Origin of the sequence: Arthrobacter sp. SDTb3-6 (assembly GCF_013376095.1) — a bacterium.
Taxonomy (GTDB): domain Bacteria; phylum Actinomycetota; class Actinomycetes; order Actinomycetales; family Micrococcaceae; genus Specibacter.
In genome coordinates, this window is record NZ_JAAMFN010000060.1 from 1 (window position 1) to 15,124 (window position 15,124).

General features: G+C 68.2%; 15 protein-coding genes. 8 read left to right on the top strand and 7 right to left on the bottom strand.

From position 1 onward, the window contains the following. Nucleotides 1-23: 23 nt before the first annotated feature. The 4 genes from G6035_RS18340 to G6035_RS18355 all read right to left on the bottom strand — a co-directional run bounded on the left by G6035_RS18340 (nt 24) and on the right by G6035_RS18355 (nt 2,677). The gene (locus G6035_RS18340; RefSeq protein WP_176618545.1) at nt 24-299 is read right to left on the bottom strand and encodes a hypothetical protein; all 276 of its coding nucleotides are present in this window, start codon (nt 297-299) and stop codon (nt 24-26) included. A gap of 104 nt (nt 300-403) precedes the next feature. Beyond that, nucleotides 404-1,024, bottom strand: a complete 621-nt coding sequence (locus tag G6035_RS18345; protein WP_176618546.1) for a TetR family transcriptional regulator — start codon at nt 1,022-1,024, stop codon at nt 404-406. A 4-nt stretch (nt 1,025-1,028) separates the two neighbouring features. Beyond that, nucleotides 1,029-1,784, bottom strand: coding sequence for an ABC transporter permease (locus G6035_RS18350; protein ID WP_176618547.1), 756 nt, complete (start codon nt 1,782-1,784; stop codon nt 1,029-1,031). Further along, nucleotides 1,781-2,677, bottom strand: coding sequence for an ABC transporter ATP-binding protein (locus tag G6035_RS18355; RefSeq protein ID WP_256128111.1), 897 nt, complete (start codon nt 2,675-2,677; stop codon nt 1,781-1,783). Before G6035_RS18355 ends, G6035_RS18350 begins: the two co-directional genes overlap by 4 nt. 235 nt (nt 2,678-2,912) lie before the next feature. Between G6035_RS18355 and G6035_RS18360 the strand changes: the two genes are divergently transcribed. The 3 genes from G6035_RS18360 (at nt 2,913) to G6035_RS18370 (ending at nt 6,005) form a co-directional block, all read left to right on the top strand. Further along, the gene (locus G6035_RS18360; RefSeq protein ID WP_176618548.1) at nt 2,913-3,137 is read left to right on the top strand and encodes a hypothetical protein; all 225 of its coding nucleotides are present in this window, start codon (nt 2,913-2,915) and stop codon (nt 3,135-3,137) included. Nucleotides 3,138-3,280: 143 nt separating this feature from the next. Next, nucleotides 3,281-5,077 carry a proline--tRNA ligase gene (locus G6035_RS18365; protein WP_176618549.1) on the top strand — a complete coding sequence of 599 codons (1,797 nt, stop codon included), beginning with the start codon at nt 3,281-3,283 and terminating at the stop codon, nt 5,075-5,077. A 103-nt stretch (nt 5,078-5,180) separates the two neighbouring features. Continuing rightward, nucleotides 5,181-6,005, top strand: coding sequence for a TSUP family transporter (locus G6035_RS18370; RefSeq protein WP_176618550.1), 825 nt, complete (start codon nt 5,181-5,183; stop codon nt 6,003-6,005). Here the strand turns inward: G6035_RS18370 and G6035_RS18375 are convergent. The 3 genes from G6035_RS18375 to G6035_RS20710 form a co-directional block, all read right to left on the bottom strand. Continuing rightward, complete coding sequence (locus tag G6035_RS18375; RefSeq protein WP_176618551.1) at nt 6,002-6,994, bottom strand: aminoglycoside phosphotransferase family protein; 993 nt, start codon at nt 6,992-6,994, stop codon at nt 6,002-6,004. The genes G6035_RS18370 and G6035_RS18375 overlap by 4 nt on opposite strands. A 15-nt stretch (nt 6,995-7,009) precedes the next feature. Continuing rightward, the gene (locus G6035_RS18380; RefSeq protein ID WP_176618552.1) at nt 7,010-7,741 is read right to left on the bottom strand and encodes a VIT family protein; all 732 of its coding nucleotides are present in this window, start codon (nt 7,739-7,741) and stop codon (nt 7,010-7,012) included. Nucleotides 7,742-7,835: 94 nt separating this feature from the next. Next, nucleotides 7,836-9,425: a DUF4439 domain-containing protein gene (locus tag G6035_RS20710; RefSeq protein ID WP_176618553.1), complete on the bottom strand. Its 1,590-nt coding sequence runs from the start codon at nt 9,423-9,425 to the stop codon at nt 7,836-7,838. Between the two features lie 168 nt (nt 9,426-9,593). Between G6035_RS20710 and rimP the strand changes: the two genes are divergently transcribed. The 5 genes from rimP to rbfA all read left to right on the top strand — a co-directional run. Continuing rightward, the gene (rimP, locus tag G6035_RS18390) at nt 9,594-10,223 is read left to right on the top strand and encodes a ribosome maturation factor RimP (protein WP_176618554.1); all 630 of its coding nucleotides are present in this window, start codon (nt 9,594-9,596) and stop codon (nt 10,221-10,223) included. 2 nt (nt 10,224-10,225) lie between these two features. Next, on the top strand, nt 10,226-11,197 hold the full coding sequence (nusA, locus tag G6035_RS18395) for a transcription termination factor NusA (protein ID WP_176618555.1): 972 nt from the start codon (nt 10,226-10,228) through the stop codon (nt 11,195-11,197). 193 nt (nt 11,198-11,390) lie between these two features. Further along, on the top strand, nt 11,391-11,627 hold the full coding sequence (locus G6035_RS18400) for a YlxR family protein (RefSeq protein ID WP_256884181.1): 237 nt from the start codon (nt 11,391-11,393) through the stop codon (nt 11,625-11,627). Nucleotides 11,628-11,788: 161 nt separating this feature from the next. Next, entirely contained in the window at nt 11,789-14,611 is a 2,823-nt protein-coding gene (gene infB / locus G6035_RS18405) for a translation initiation factor IF-2 (RefSeq protein WP_176618557.1), read from the top strand. Between the two features lie 84 nt (nt 14,612-14,695). Further along, a partial coding sequence (rbfA, locus tag G6035_RS18410) for a 30S ribosome-binding factor RbfA (protein WP_176618558.1) occupies nt 14,696-15,124 on the top strand: 429 nt, incomplete at its 3' end.

The window sequence follows — 15,124 nt, forward strand, 5'->3', positions numbered from 1 at the left end:
TTGGAAGGTGGGGGTGGTGGCGGCTACGTGGAACTGGCGGCTTCCTGGCTGGCAGCCTGGGCGTCCAGCCGCCTGGCCGTCTCTGCCAGCATCGAGGCCGCCTTGCTGATGACGGGGGCGTAGGAGGACTGCCACGCGTGGCGGAACACAAAGGCGTCTGGCCCTTCCCACTGCAGGTTGTGGGCGATGCGGGCGCCCAAGGCCGTCTTGAGTTCCAGGAGCCGCCGGCCCGCGCCGTCCAGCTCGCGCGCGAACTGGCGCAGCGCTTCCGGGTCCGCGCCCTGCAGGGCCTGCGTCATGGGAACTCCTGCGGTTGGCTTTCGTGGTGGGCTTTAACCGTAGGGTGCGGGGCCGGGTGGCAGCCATGGGCAGGGCTCCCCATGGCGCCGGCGCCCGGTGGCGATCATTGCGGAAGGGCCCCGCTTCCGGGCAGCGGGCCGGTCAGGTAGTGCTGGAGGACCGGGGCCACCAGGGCCGCGAGCTCGTCGTGTCCGGCCGAGGCCAGCGGCTCGACCCGCAGCAGGTACCTGGCCACCATCACGCCCATCAGCTGGCTGGCCACCAACGCCCCGCGCCGTTCCAGCTCAGCCGGCGTCCCCGGCAGCCCGGCCAGGGCCCGCGAAAGGATGCGCTTGACGAGGACCTGGCGGATCAGGGCGCCCTGGGACCTGGAACTGATGGCACTGCGCAGGAGTGCAAGCAGCGCCGGCTGGGCGGAGGAGTCCCACAAGCGCAGGAGTGCGCGCAGCAAGGCCTCCCCGCGGGCTTCGGCGGGCGTTTCGCTGACCGTGCCCAGCACCTGTGCCGGGTCTGCCGGAAGTTCCACGCACGCGTTGAACAGCTCTTCCTTGCCGGCAAACCAGTGGTGGACCATGGCCGGGTCCACGCCGGCGTCACGGGCGATCTCACGCAGGCTGGTGGCCGCGAAGCCGTGCTCGGCGAACAATTTCCGGGCGCTGGCCAGGATTTGTTCACGCGAGGTGGTGCGTCCCCGGCGTCGGCCGCGCTGTGGCGGGGTGTGCACGGGACTAGGCCGTCCGGCGTCGCAGGGTCAGGGAGGCCAGCAGCAGTCCGGCCACCACAAAGCAGGCCACCACCACCAGGTCCGTGCCCATGGTGCCGGTCGCCTTGGCATGGCCGGCAATCTGCTGCAGGGCATCCACCGAATACGTCAGCGGAAGCACATTGGAGATGGCTTCGAGCACGGAATTCATCTGGTCACGGGCCACGAACAGGCCGCAGAGCAGAATTTGGGGGATGACCACCACCGGCATGAACTGGACGGCCTGGAATTCCGTGGTGGCAAACGCCGAGCACAGCAGGCCCAGCGCCACGCCCAGCACGGAATTCACCACCGCCACCAGCACCACCCACCCGGCATTGCCCCGGATGTCCATGCCAAACACCCAGTACGCCACGCCCGTGGCCACCACCGACTGCAGGGCCGCCATGAGGGAGAAGGCCAGCGCATAGCCGAACAACAGGTCGCCCTTGTGGATGGGCGTGGAGAGCAGCCTCTCCAGGGTGCCCGACGTCCGCTCGCGCAGCATGGTGATCGAGGTGACCAGGAACATCACAACGAAGGGAAAGATGGCCAGCATCATCAGGCCCACGCGGTCAAAGGTCCGCGGCACGCCCGGTGGCAGCGTCTCGTTCTGGTAGAGCCAATACACCACGGCCAGCAGCACGGAAGGCACCACCACGATCAGCCCGATGCTGCGCGGATCACCCTTGAGCTGCTGCAGGACCCGCACATTCGTGGCCCACATCATCCGCCAGTTCATCGTTTCCCTCCGCGTCCCTTGGGCGTTCCTGCCGCGTCGGCGTCCGCCAAGGCCGGACCTGCCTGGTTGCCTTCCCCGGCCTGGATGAGCCGCAGGAAGGCCAGTTCCAAATCATCGGTGCCGCCGCGCCGCCGCAGCTCGGCCGGGGTGAGCTGTGCCAGCAGCCGGGCCTCGCGCAGCAGCAGCAGCGAATCGCAGTGCCCGGCCTCCTCCATGACATGGCTCGAAATGACCAGTGTGGTGCCCCCGGCGGCCATCTGCGCAAACTGGGCCCACAGGTCCGCGCGCAGAACCGGGTCCAGGCCCACGGTGGGCTCGTCCAGGAACAGCAGCTTCGGCTTGGCGACCAGCGCACACGCCAGCGAGACCCGGTTGAACTGCCCGCCGGAGAGGTCCCCGGCGCGGCGCCTGAGGAAGCCATCAAGCCCGACGGCGGCCACCGCCTCCAGGGCGTCCGCCCGGCTGCGGCCGTGCATGGCGCCGAAATACCGCACATTGTCCAGGACGTTCAGGTCCCGGTACACGCTCGGCGCCTGGGTGACGTAGCCGACGTCGTGCCGCAGGGCCGGGTCCCCGGCCGGCAGTCCCAGCACCTGCACCTGCCCGGAAGTGATCCTTTGCACGCCGACGAGGGCCCTGATCAACGTTGTCTTGCCGCTGCCGGAGGGACCCAGCAGGCCGGTGATGCGTCCGGCGGGGATGCGGAAGCTGATGTCCTGCAGGACATCCGCCTTGCCCCTGTGCACCAGCAGGTGCTCAACGGCGACGCTGTCCCCGACGGTGTCGGCCGACGCTGCGCTGAGTGTTCCGGGTGCCCGGCCCCGGGCCGCGGCGGCGGGGACCGGCGGGTGCACCGCGGGGCCCGGCACCGGCATTTCTGCCCTGTGTGACATGTAACCTCCCAAGGATGTAATTCATCACCTGATGAATTAAATTTAGCGCCCCGCGGCCCCGTTGTCCACGGCAGGTCCACGATTCTTTCCGGCGGGACCCGGGCGTGTTCACGGCAATTACCCAGCCAAGGTTCTTGCCCCGCCCCGCACCGGTGGCATAGCGTGACAGAGGCGGCGCCGTTCGGGTGCGGCTTCCACCTGGTGGAGCATTGTTATTCGATGGAAGGACAAGCACATGGCTGTTGCTGTTGATCTGGCGAAGGCGCTGGACAAGGAATTTGAAGACAAGTCCCTCAAGGAAATTCTCGACGCTTCACCCGCCGCACTTGCCGGCATCACTGACGCCAAGGCCGCTTCGCTGAAGGAGCTGCTGGGCATCAAGACCGTCCGCGAGCTCGGGAGCAACAAGTACTTTGCCGTGGCCGGTGTCCTCGTCGCCCTCGAGGGCAAGGCCGGCTGACCCCCACGTGCACATGTCGGCGGTGCGCCCGCTGCGGCCTTTCACCGCGGCGGGTGTGCCGCCGTTTTGCTGTTAACCGGTAGATTGGTACTGGCCCGCAATGCATGGCGGGCGCACAACTGCTCAAGAAACGGACATCCCGCGTGGCCCTTCGCCTTTCCACACTCTTCCTTCGCACCCTCCGTGAGGACCCCGTCGACGCCGAGGTGGACAGCCACAAGCTGCTCCTGCGCGCTGGCTACATCCGCCGGGCCGCCCCCGGCATCTACAGCTGGCTCCCGCTGGGCCTGCGTGTCCTGCGCAAGGTCGAGGCCATCGTGCGTGAAGAAATGGATGCCATCGGCGCCCAGGAGGTCCACTTCCCGGCGCTGCTGCCCAAGGAGCCCTACGAGGTCACCAACCGGTGGGTGGAATACGGCGACGGCATTTTCCGCCTAAAGGACCGCAAGGGGGCCGACTACCTGCTGGCCCCCACCCACGAGGAAATGTTCACCCTCCTGGTCAAGGACCTGTACTCCTCCTACAAGGACCTGCCGCTTTCGCTCTACCAGATCCAAAACAAGTACCGCGACGAGGCACGCCCCCGGGCGGGCCTGCTGCGCGGGCGCGAGTTCATCATGAAGGACTCCTACTCCTTTGACATTGACGACGCCGGACTCGACGCCAGCTACCTGGCCCACCGGGGCGCGTACCTGCGCATCTTTGAACGCCTGGGCCTGGAAGTCATCCCCGTGGCCGCCACCGCCGGCGCCATGGGAGGGTCCAGGAGCGAGGAATTCCTGCACCCCGTCGCGATCGGCGAGGACACCTTTGTCCGTTCCCCCGGCGGCTACGCGGCCAACGTTGAGGCCGTCACCACCGTGGTGCCCGACGCCATCGACTTCACCGATGCGCCGGCCGCAGTCGTCCGCGACACCCCTGACACCCCCACCATCGAAACCCTCGTCGCGGCGGCCAATGAGCTGGCCCCCAAGCCCGACGGCGGTGCGTGGACTGCCGCCGACACGCTGAAGAACGTCGTGCTGGCCCTCGACCTGCCCACCGGCGAACGCCAGATCGTGGTCATTGCCGTGCCCGGTGACCGTGCCGTGGACCTCAAGCGCATCGAGGCCAACATCGGCGCCCACCTCGCCGTGGGCGGCGAAGTGGGCGTGGAGGCCGCCGGCGAGGCGGACCTCAAGAAGCACCCCGGCCTCGTCAAGGGGTACATCGGCCCCGGGCTGTCCCTGGACGCCGCCGTGCTGGGCACCGAGTCGTCCACGAAGCTGCTGTTCCTGGTCGACCCCCGCGTCGTTTCCGGCACCACCTGGATCACAGGCGCCAACGAACCGGGCAAGCACGTCTTCGGCCTTGTGGCCGGACGCGACTTTGGCTGGGACGGCACCATCGAGGCCGTTGAAGTGCGCGAGGGCGATCCCGCCCCCGACGGCTCCGGCCCCTTGGAGGCGGCCCGCGGCATCGAAATGGGCCACATCTTCGCCCTGGGCCGCAAGTATGCCGAAGCCCTGGACCTGAAGGTGCTGGACCAAAACGGCAAACTGACCGTGGTCACCATGGGCTCCTACGGCATTGGCATCACCCGCGCCGTGGCCGCCCTGGCCGAGTCCAACCACGATGACAAGGGACTTGTCTGGCCGGTAAACGTCGCACCGGCCGACGTCCACGTCGTGGCCGTGGGCCGTGGCGCCGAGATCTTCGAAGCGGCGGCACAGCTGACGGCCGACCTGGAAACCGCCGGACTGGAGGTCATCTACGACGACCGCCCCAAGGTTTCCCCCGGCGTGAAGTTCGGCGACGCGGAGCTCCTTGGCGTACCCACCATCCTGGCCGTGGGCCGCGGACTCGTGGACGGCCTGGTCGAAATCAAGGACCGTGCCACAGGCAACGCCGAAAACGTCGCCGTCGCCGACGCCGTCAAGTACATCCTCGACCACCAGTAGCCGCGCCTCGTTGGTCGGGCGCGTCGAGGCCCGGTGTGGTTGGCTCCGGCGCCGAAGCCAACCACGGCCGGCGCCGAAGCCACCACGATGACAGGGGGAACGCATGATTTCCGGCTTTGAGGACATCACCACCGCCACGGTCCTGCTGATCATTGTGGGGGGCTTTGCCGCGGGCTGGATCGATGCCGTGGTGGGCGGGGGAGGGCTGATCCAGCTGCCGGTCATGCTCATGGTTCCGGGGGTCACGCCCGTGCAGGCGCTGGCCACCAATAAAATGGGGTCGATCTTTGGCACTGCGACGAGCTCGGTCACGTACTACCGGCGCGTGAAACCGGACCTGCGCACGGCGCTGCCCATGGCGGGGATTGCGTTGCTGGGCAGTGTGGGCGGTGCCGTGGTGGCGGCAAGCCTGCCGGGCTCGGTCTTCAAGCCCATCATCGTTGTCGCGCTGGTGGCCGTACTGCTGTTTACGGCGTTCAATCCGGGCATGGGCGGGTTGACGGCGCTGCGGCACTCGGGCCGGCGGCACTACATCCTGGCCGGGTGCATCGGTGCCGTCATTGGTTTTTACGACGGGATGATCGGCCCGGGCACGGGTTCCTTTCTGGTGATCGCACTGGTCAGTCTGCTGGGCTATGCCTTCCTGGAGGCCAGTGCCAAGGCAAAGATCGTCAACCTTGCCACGAACGCAGGGGCGTTGATGTTCTTCCTGCCGCACGGATCCCTGCTGTGGGGCGTGGGACTGGTGCTGGGGGCCGCCAACATGGCCGGCGGCTACCTCGGCGCACGCACGGCGGTCAGGCAGGGCAACAAGTTCATCCGGATCGTGTTTCTGTCTGTGGTCGCGGTGCTCATTGTGAAACTCGGCATGGATGTGTGGAACGAAAACGGCGTGGGGGCCTGGATGGCGGCCGTCCTGGAGCGTTAGTCGAGCGTTTTCAGGTCGTGCGCGGCCGGCAGCCCCGGCAGCGACCTGCCCGCCATGGTGCCCGCCACCCAGAGGGACCGCTGGGCGTCCGCGCCGTGATGCGGGGTTTCCAGGTAGGAGAGCGCATTCTCCACTTCCCTGACCACGGCCCAGGCGGCTGCCAGGTCTGCGTCCAGGCCGGCGGCGGCGGAGAGGTCCGCGCAACGCCGTCGGAGCGCGGCCTCCGCGTCACGGTGCGGAAGTTCGGGAATCCGGTTCCACAGGCACGGTGCCACAGCGAATTCGGCGTCCCCCACCTGCGGTTGCGGGTCGATGCCAAGGTAGCGGCTGCCATCAAGGGATGCCAGGATGTTCTGGTAATGCAGGTCCGTGTGGACCAGCACGTCGCGGGATTCGCGCCGCCCGACAGCACCGCGCGTCTGGCAGACTTCCAGGGCCGCCTCGAGCAGCCACAGCGGAAAGGGCCGGTTGAGGTCGTTCCAGCGCGCCGGCAATTCGTCGCAAAACCGTTCAGCCGTGGCGGCAATGTGCGGCATGCGGGCCCAGCCGTCCCGGGCGTCGGGCGGGATGGACAGTTGCCGGACCACGCCGCCCCAAACTTCAACAGCTTCCGCCATGGGCAGGCTGATCAAGGACTTCCGGTCGTCGAGCCGGGCGATGAGCATGGAACAGGTGGCGGCGTCCTGTTCCAGGAGCTGCACCATGCCGCGCCCGTTCCACAGCTGCAGCGCAATGGGTTCGAGCAGCGTTTCCTCGTAGGGAAAGGCGATTTTCAGGGCAGCCGGTGTTCCGTCACTGCGGCGCACCGGCGCCACGATCCCTGTGTGGCCGTGCCATGGCGGCGTGCCCGGCACCAGGTCCACGGTGAGCTGCCAACGCTGCAGCGCTGCGTCCACCAGCCCGGGCAGTCCGGCCAGCCAAGCCCGGCCTTCGGGGCTGCGGGCGTGGCGCCGGTGCAGGTCTTCCGGGATGTCAACGGCGGCGGGCATGCAGCCAGCCTATCGTCAACCCACCAAGCCGCTGGCGCCCAGCAGGCTGCCGATTGCAAACGTGGCGGCCAGGGCCAGTGCGCCGCCCAGGACCACGCGGGAGGCGGCCCGCGGCTTGGAACCGCCGCCGACCACAGCGCCGATCCACCCCGTAATGGCGAGGGCGGCCAGGACCACCACAAACGCCACGGGGACGCGGGCGGCGGCCGGCGGGAGCAGGATGGCCAGCATGGGCAGAATGGCCCCGAGCGTGAAGGCGACGGCGGACGCAAGCGCAGCATGCCAGGGGCTGACGACGTCGTCCTCGTCCAGGTTCAGCTCGGCGGCGAGGTGCGCGCCGAGGGCATCGTGGTCGGTGAGCTCGCGGGCCACCAGCGTTGCCGTTTCCCGGGAGAGCCCCTTGTCCTCATACAAGGCGGCCAGCCCCGCCAGGTTGGCCCCCGGGTTCTGTGCCAGGTCGCGGCGCTTTTCCTCAATCATGGATTTTTGGCTGTCCCGCTGGCTGCTGACGGAAACATACTCGCCCAGGGCCATCGAGATGGCACCGCCCACCAGTGCGGCCATGCCTGCCGTGACGATCGGTCCCGTGGCGGCCGTGGCGCCGGCAACGCCAACCACCACGGCGGCAACGGAAACAATGCCGTCGTTGGCTCCGAGAACGCCGGCCCGCAGCCAGTTCAGGCGTTGGGCAATCTCGGCCGTGCGGGGCAGGCGCGGCCGGGAGACCAAATCCTCTGCTCGTTTCATGATTCCAGCAAACCACCGGGGCGAAACGGGCGCTAGCAAGGTGAGGATGTCCTCGCTGAGGTTTGGCTGCCCTGTGACCGGAACCCGCGGGGGTCTAGGGTGCTGCTGGTACGGAGGCCGGTACAGTCGGGCCGCCGTTGGAAGGGCCGGCGGCAATTCCGGGGAGCGCGTCCAGGGGGCCGCCCCACTCCTGCTGCCGGCTGGCGGACTGCACCATCCCGGCCACAGCCATGGCGCGGATGTCCGGTGCGGGGAAATCGGCGGACTGGGAGCCTGCTGAGGCGGGGCTGAAGGCGGCAAGGTCGCCGTATACCAGGACGAGCCCGCCCTCCAGCTTTGCCAGGGCGGCTGCCGGGGCCGTTGTGTACCCCGGGGCCAGCACAAAGCCGGGCGCGGGCGCCACGACGGGCAGGCAGTGCTGTGCAAGGGCTGCATTCAGGAGATCCAGGTTGTTTTGGTGCAGCGAGCCCAGCCCCAGGGCCTGGCTGAAGCCCGGCTCGGGCAGCCTGGAACCTGCCACCTGGTAGGCATATACAGCCTTTTGTTCGGCCTGGGCAGCGGCAGTGATTGCGGCATCGCCACTGTTCCCTGGCTGTGGCTGCCGTACTGCCTTGCAGGCTGCGGTGTCGTCAGGGACGGGCTGCACGGCGGCGGGCAGGTACGCCGACTCCGGGGCCGGGCTTCCCAGCTGGCGGTCCAAGGCCGATGCCAGCAGCAGCCTGTTGGTTCCCGCGGCGGCAAAGGTCCTGCCCATGGCGCCCCCGGCCGTCAGGGCATCGGCCAGGAGCGTGTTGGCGCTCCCGGCTAACTCCTTGGCAAAGCTGGTGGCCGTGACCCCGGCCGCGGCAGCCGCGGCGGCAGGAGGTGCGGCGCCGTCTGCCGGCAGCGGGCCGTCCAGGGCCGCGAGCTGCAGTTTGAGGGCGTCGGCACCCTGCCCCAGCAAGGCCTTCACGGCAGGGTCCTTCTGGGCGTCGTGCGCCGCGCGGGCCTGGGCCAGCAGCACCGAGGTCCGGGCCCAGGCTGCGCCCCGATTCACCTCGGTCACCGACGGTCCGGCTGCGGTGTCGTGTCCGGTGACCACAGTGCCCGCGCCCACCACGATGACGCTGATCAGGATCAGGAAGAGCAGCCCCCGGAGCCAGGCCCACGCCCGGTTGGGCTGCCTGGCCCGGGCGGGGGCCGGCCGCGCAACCGGCGCAACGGGCACCTTCCGTGACGGGGGCACGACGTCGGCTGCCGGGCCGGCGTCCCCGGCCAGCCGGCGTGCCCGCCTGGTCAGCGGTGCCGCTTCGGTGTCGGGTTCGGGTGGAGGCGCCGATTGGGTGTCCACCGCGGGTGTGGGTGCCGCTTCGGTGTCGGTGTCGGTGTCGGTGTCGGTGTCGGGTTCGGGTGGAGGCGTCGATTGGGTGTCCACCTCGGGTGTGGGTGCCGCTTTGGGTACCGTCTCGGGCGGGGGCGCCATTTCCGCCTCGGGTGCCGGCGCCCCCACGTCGGGCGCAACGGCGACGAGTCCGCCGGCGTCGAGCACCAGGAGCGACGGCGCAGCGGACACCCGGGCGGGGGAACCCGCGGGTAACGACGCCCGGCGCGGTCCGGTCCGGCGCGGCCGGGGCAGGGCTTTGGGGGGTGCCGATTCCCCGGATGGGTCCTTGGCGGGCTCGGCGGGGGAGTCGGAATCAGTCACAACTGTTGATGTTCTCATGATGTGGGTGCCCCGTGCACGCCGGCCCCACCCCGGACGAGTCCACCGGCCCGGCATGCGTTCTTACTCACAGCAAAAACGTCCTGCGGCATGCCGGGAAACTCGGTATTGTAGATATCCACAACATCATTTAAGGGAGGCGGTCGTTCCATGACCAAGCCGGACAGGCCCAAAGCGGCCCGAAGCTCGGGGAACCTTCACTCGGTCGTCGACCCCATCGCAGAAGCCACGAGGCTGACCGCCCTGCTGGAACCCACCGTTGCGGCAGCCGGGCTGTTCCTGGAAGAGGTCAAGGTGCAGGTGGCCGGCGCCCACCGCACCGTTTCCGTGGTGGTGGACCTGCCGGAGACCGAAACCGGCGGCGTCGGGCTGGACGCGATCGCCCACGTTTCGAAGGTGCTGTCCGAGACCATGGATGCCGACCCCAACGACGACGGACAGCCGTACAACCTGGAAATCTCCTCCCCGGGCGCCACGCGCCCCCTGACGGAACCGCGCCATTGGCGCCGGGCCACAGGACGCATGGTCAGGGTCAACGCCGTCGGACGGGAAAACCTGCTGGGACGCATCCTGGCCGTGGACGACGACGGTGTGCAGCTGCTCCCGGAACTGCCCGTGAAAAAAGGCATGAAGGCCAAGCAGGGCGAGCCTGAAAAAGTGTTGTTCTCAGCAATCCGGCGTGGCGTTGTTGAAATAGAGTTTGCTCGCCTGGACCAGGCCGAGCTTGATTTGGAATTTGAACCGACCGGCGGCGACGCTGTCGACGGAGAGGAAAGCTGACCATGGACATTGATATGAGCGCGTTGCGGATACTGGAACGCGAACGTGAAATCCCCCTGGATCTGCTGATCCCCACCATCGAGCAGGCGCTGCTCATGGCCTACCACAAGTCCCCGGGCGCCATTGAGCAGGCCCGGGCAGAGCTGGACCGCAAGAGCGGCCACGTCACCATCTGGGCGGCAGAAGTTGACGAGGACGGTGAGCGGATCGGCGAATTTGACGACACCCCCGCCGGCTTCGGCCGCATTGCCGCCAGCACGGCCCGCCAGATCATCCTGCAGCGCCTGCGCGACGTCGAGGACGACAACGTCCTGGGCGAATTCCGCGGCAAGGAAGGTGAACTCGTCTCCGGCCAGATCCAGCAGGGCAACAACCCGAACATGATCCAGGTCAACCTGGGCACGGTCGAGGGCGTGTTGCCGCCCAACGAGCAGGTCCCCGGGGAAAACTACCGCCACGGGAACCGGCTGCGCGCCTTCGTCGTCGACGTGCACCGCGGCCTGAAGGGCCCCTCCATCACCCTGTCCCGCTCCCACCCCGGCCTGGTCCGCAAGCTCTTTGAAATGGAAGTGCCGGAAATTGCGGACGGCACCGTGGAGATCGTGGCACTGGCCCGTGAAGCCGGGCACCGGTCCAAGATCGCCGTGAAGGCGAACAAGGCCGGCGTCAACGCCAAGGGTGCCTGCATCGGCGAGATGGGCTCCCGCGTGCGTGCCGTCATGACCGAACTGAACGATGAAAAGATCGACATCGTGGACTTCCACGACGATCCGGCGACGTTCATCGCCAATTCCCTGTCGCCGTCGAAGGTGATTTCCGTCACTATCGTGGATGAAGGCGCGCGGTCCGCCCGCGTCGTCGTGCCTGACTACCAGCTGTCGCTGGCCATCGGCAAGGAGGGCCAGAACGCCCGCCTGGCTGCCAAGCTCACCGGCTGGCGCATCGACATCAGTTCCGACGCCGCCGCTGAATAGGTAGCTGCCGCTCCGGGCGGTAGACTGGTGGGGACCGGGTCCACGGACCGTCTGCGACTACGATTTGTAAGGCACCGCACAGTTGGCAAAGAACGCTGTCAAGGCACGGGGGAGCGCCCCTGACTTTGCCGGAGCTGTACGGACCTGCATTGGTTGCCGGCAAACCGCCGCCCGGGACGAATTAGTGCGGCTGGTGCGTTCAGCCGGTGCATCCGGGGAACCGGAAGCACTGGTTGATGTACGACGCCGCATGCCTGGCCGGGGCGCGTGGCTGCACCCCAGCCCGGACTGTTTGCAGTTGGCGTTCAAGCGCCGCGCCATTGGGCGCGCCCTTCCGGGTGCCACCAATGCCGGTGAGCTTGCCGCCCAGCTCGCACAACTGTCAGGAGACGGCATCCAATCACTACGAACCGACATTGTCCCTTTGTGAAAGCGGGTCAGAAAACCGATGGAAACCCGATGAGTACCCAGCGATGAGTGCCCAAAAATGAGCATCTTCGTGCTCTCTCACGCCGCCCATTCCGACATGGAATGTTGCAGTAAGAATTAAGCGGTTCGTACCTGTCCGGTGCGGGCCGAGACAGGAGAAATGTGGCCAAGGCCCGCGTACACGAGCTTGCAAAAGAGCTCGGCATCACCTCAAAAGAAGCAGTCAACAAGCTGCAGGAACTGGGCGAGTTTGTTCGTTCGGCGTCCTCCACGATTGAGGCCCCCGTCGTGAAGAAGCTTCGCGACGCATTCCCCGTTGCCCCGAAGGCTGCGGATTCCAAGCCCGCTCCGGCCGCACCTGCGGCGGCAAAGCCGGGCGCAGTGCCCGCTGCCCCCGCACCGGCGGCAGCAAAGCCTGCCGCAGCGCCGGCCCCGGCAGCCGCGGCACCGCAGGCGGCAACGCCCGCTCCCGCCCCGGCAGCAGTGCCCGGTCCCAAGGCCGCCGCACCGGCCAGCCCGGCGGCTCCGGCCCCGGCAGCACCCGCAACCGGCGGAGCGCGTCCGGGCAACAACCCCTTTGCCTCCTCCCAGGGCATGCCGCGCTCCGGCCGCCCCGAGCGTGGCGAAAATCGTGACGGCAACCGGGCCCCGCGCCCGGCCGGCGCCGGCGGGCCGCGCCCCGGCAACAACCCGTTTGCCACCTCGCAGGGAATGCCCCGTCCCGGGGCACCGCGCAGCGCCGAAGCCGGTGCAGGCGGTCCCCGTCCGGGTGCCCCGCGCCCTGGCGCACCCCGTCCCGGCGCCCCGCGTCCCGCCGGCGCAGCGGGTGCAGGCGGTCCCCGTCCGGGCGCTCCGCGTCCCGGTGGCGCACGCCCCACCCCCGGCATGATGCCCAACCGCACCGAACGCCCCTCGGCTCCCGGCCGTAGCAACGACCGTCCCGGCGGCGCCGGGCGCGGCCGTCCCGGGGCACCGGGCACCACGGGCGGAACACCGGGTGGCGCTCCTGCCGGCGGTGGCTTTGGCAAGGGCGGCCGCGGCCGCGGCGGCACCCAGGGTGCCTTCGGCAAGGGCGGCGCCGGCCGTGGCAAGCAGCGCAAGTCGAAGCGTGCCAAGCGCCAGGAACTGGAACAGATGAGCGCTCCGTCCCTGGGCGGCGTCAGCGTGCCCCGCGGAGACGGCAGCACCGTTGTCCGGCTCCGCCGCGGTTCCTCCATCACCGACTTTGCCGACAAGATCGAGGCAAACCCGGCAGCACTGGTGACCGTGCTCTTCCACCTGGGCGAAATGGCCACGGCCACGCAGTCCCTGGACGAAGACACCTTTGCCCTGCTGGGTGAAGAACTGGGCTACAAGGTCCAGGTTGTTTCCCCCGAGGACGAGGAGCGCGAACTGCTCAGCGGCTTCGACATCGACTTCGAGGCCGAGCTGGAAGCCGAAGGCGACGAGGACCTTGAGGTCCGCCCGCCGGTTGTCACCGTCATGGGCCACGTGGACCACGGTAAGACCCGCCTGCTGGATGCCATCCGCAAGTCGGACGTTGTGGCCGACGAGCACGGCGGCATCACCCAGCACATCGGTGCCTACCAGATCGTGCACGAGCACGAAGGCGACGACCGCCGGATCACCTTCATCGACACCCCGGGCCACGAGGCGTTCACCGCCATGCGTGCCCGTGGCGCAAAGGTCACCGACATCGCCATCCTGGTGGTTGCCGCCGACGACGGCGTCATGCCCCAGACCGTTGAGGCGCTCAACCACGCCCAGGCCGCCAATGTGCCGATCGTGGTTGCCGTCAACAAGATCGACAAGGAAGGCGCGAACCCGGACAAGATCCGCGGCCAGCTGACCGAATACGGCCTGGTGCCCGAGGAATACGGGGGCGACACCATGTTCGTGGATGTCTCCGCCCGCAACAACACCAACATCGAGGAACTCCTCGAAGCGGTGCTGCTGACGGCCGACGCCGCCTTGGACATGCGCGCCAACCCGAACAAGGACGCCCGCGGCATCGCCATCGAGGCGAACCTGGACAAGGGCCGCGGTGCGGTAGCCACCGTCCTGGTGCAGTCCGGTACCCTGCACGTCGGTGACACCATTGTCGCCGGCACCGCTCACGGCCGCGTCCGCGCCATGTTTGATGAGAACGGCGACACCATCACCGAAGCCGGGCCCTCGCGTCCGGTCCAGGTGCTGGGCCTGTCCAACGTCCCGCGTGCAGGCGACACGTTCTTCGTCACCGGGGACGAGCGCACGGCCCGCCAGATCGCTGAAAAGCGTGAGGCAGCCGACCGCAACGCCGCCCTGGCCAAGCGCCGCAAGCGCATCAGCCTGGAAGACTTCGACCAGGCCGTGGCCGAAGGAAAGGTTGACACCCTCAACCTCATCCTCAAGGGTGACGTGTCCGGTGCCGTCGAGGCCCTGGAAGACTCGCTGCTCAAGATCGACGTCGGCGAAGGCGTGCAACTGCGCGTCATCCACCGCGGCGTGGGAGCCATCACGCAGAACGACGTCAACCTGGCCACGGTGGACAACGCCATCATCATCGGCTTCAACGTCAAGCCGGCCGAGCGCGTGGCCGAACTGGCCGACCGCGAGGGCGTGGACATGCGCTTCTACTCGGTCATCTATGGCGCCATCGATGACATTGAGCTGGCCCTGAAGGGCATGCTCAAGCCCGAGTACGAGGAAGTCCAGCTGGGCACCGCGGAGATCCGTGAAGTGTTCCGTTCCTCGAAGTTTGGCAACATCGCCGGCTCGATCGTCCGCTCCGGCATCATCCGCCGCAACTCGAAGGCACGCGTCCTTCGTGGCGGGAAGGTCATTGGCGACAACCTCACCGTTGACTCGCTCAAGCGCTTCAAGGATGACGCAACCGAAGTGCGCGACGGCTTCGAGTGTGGCATCGGCCTCGGGTCGTTCAACGACCTGCAGGTCGAGGACATCATCGAGACGTTCGAGATGCGCGAGAAGCCGCGGGCCTAGCATGCAACGGCCGGCCGGGCGCCCCCACGGGCGCCTGGCCGGCTTTGCCTTCCCCGATACGATTTCCCTGAAAAGGAGAACACCATGGCTGATTCAGCCCGCGCAGCCAAACTGGCCCAGCGCATCAAGGTCGTCGTGGCCGAAGGCCTCCGCAAGCGGGTCAAGGACCCGCGCGTCGAAGGCATCACCGTCACCGACGCCCGCGTCACCAACGACCTCCAGCACGCCACCATCTACTACACCGTCTTCGGTGACGAGACGGCCCAGTCGGACGCCAAGACCGGACTGGAACGCGCCAAGGGCGTGCTCCGTGCCGAGGTGGGCCGGAACATCACCGTGCGCCTGACCCCCACGCTGGAGTTCGTGGCGGACGAGATCCCCGTCAACGCCTCCAACCTGGAGGCGCTGCTGCGCGTGGCCAAGGAACGCGACGCGAAACTGGCCGAACTCTCCGCCACCGCCGAGTTCGCCGGTGACGCCGACCCGTACAAGACGGACGGCGGGGACGCCGAA

Coding starts and splice junctions, on each gene's coding strand:
- G6035_RS18340 (WP_176618545.1), bottom strand. CDS start 299: ATGACGCAGGCCCTGCAGGGCGCGGACCCGGAAGCGCTGCGCCAGTTC.
- G6035_RS18350 (WP_176618547.1), bottom strand. CDS start 1,784: ATGAACTGGCGGATGATGTGGGCCACGAATGTGCGGGTCCTGCAGCAG.
- G6035_RS18355 (WP_256128111.1), bottom strand. CDS start 2,677: ATGTCACACAGGGCAGAAATGCCGGTGCCGGGCCCCGCGGTGCACCCG.
- G6035_RS18360 (WP_176618548.1), top strand. CDS start 2,913: ATGGCTGTTGCTGTTGATCTGGCGAAGGCGCTGGACAAGGAATTTGAA.
- G6035_RS18370 (WP_176618550.1), top strand. CDS start 5,181: ATGATTTCCGGCTTTGAGGACATCACCACCGCCACGGTCCTGCTGATC.
- G6035_RS18375 (WP_176618551.1), bottom strand. CDS start 6,994: ATGCCCGCCGCCGTTGACATCCCGGAAGACCTGCACCGGCGCCACGCC.
- G6035_RS18380 (WP_176618552.1), bottom strand. CDS start 7,741: ATGAAACGAGCAGAGGATTTGGTCTCCCGGCCGCGCCTGCCCCGCACG.
- rimP (WP_176618554.1), top strand. CDS start 9,594: ATGACCAAGCCGGACAGGCCCAAAGCGGCCCGAAGCTCGGGGAACCTT.
- nusA (WP_176618555.1), top strand. CDS start 10,226: ATGGACATTGATATGAGCGCGTTGCGGATACTGGAACGCGAACGTGAA.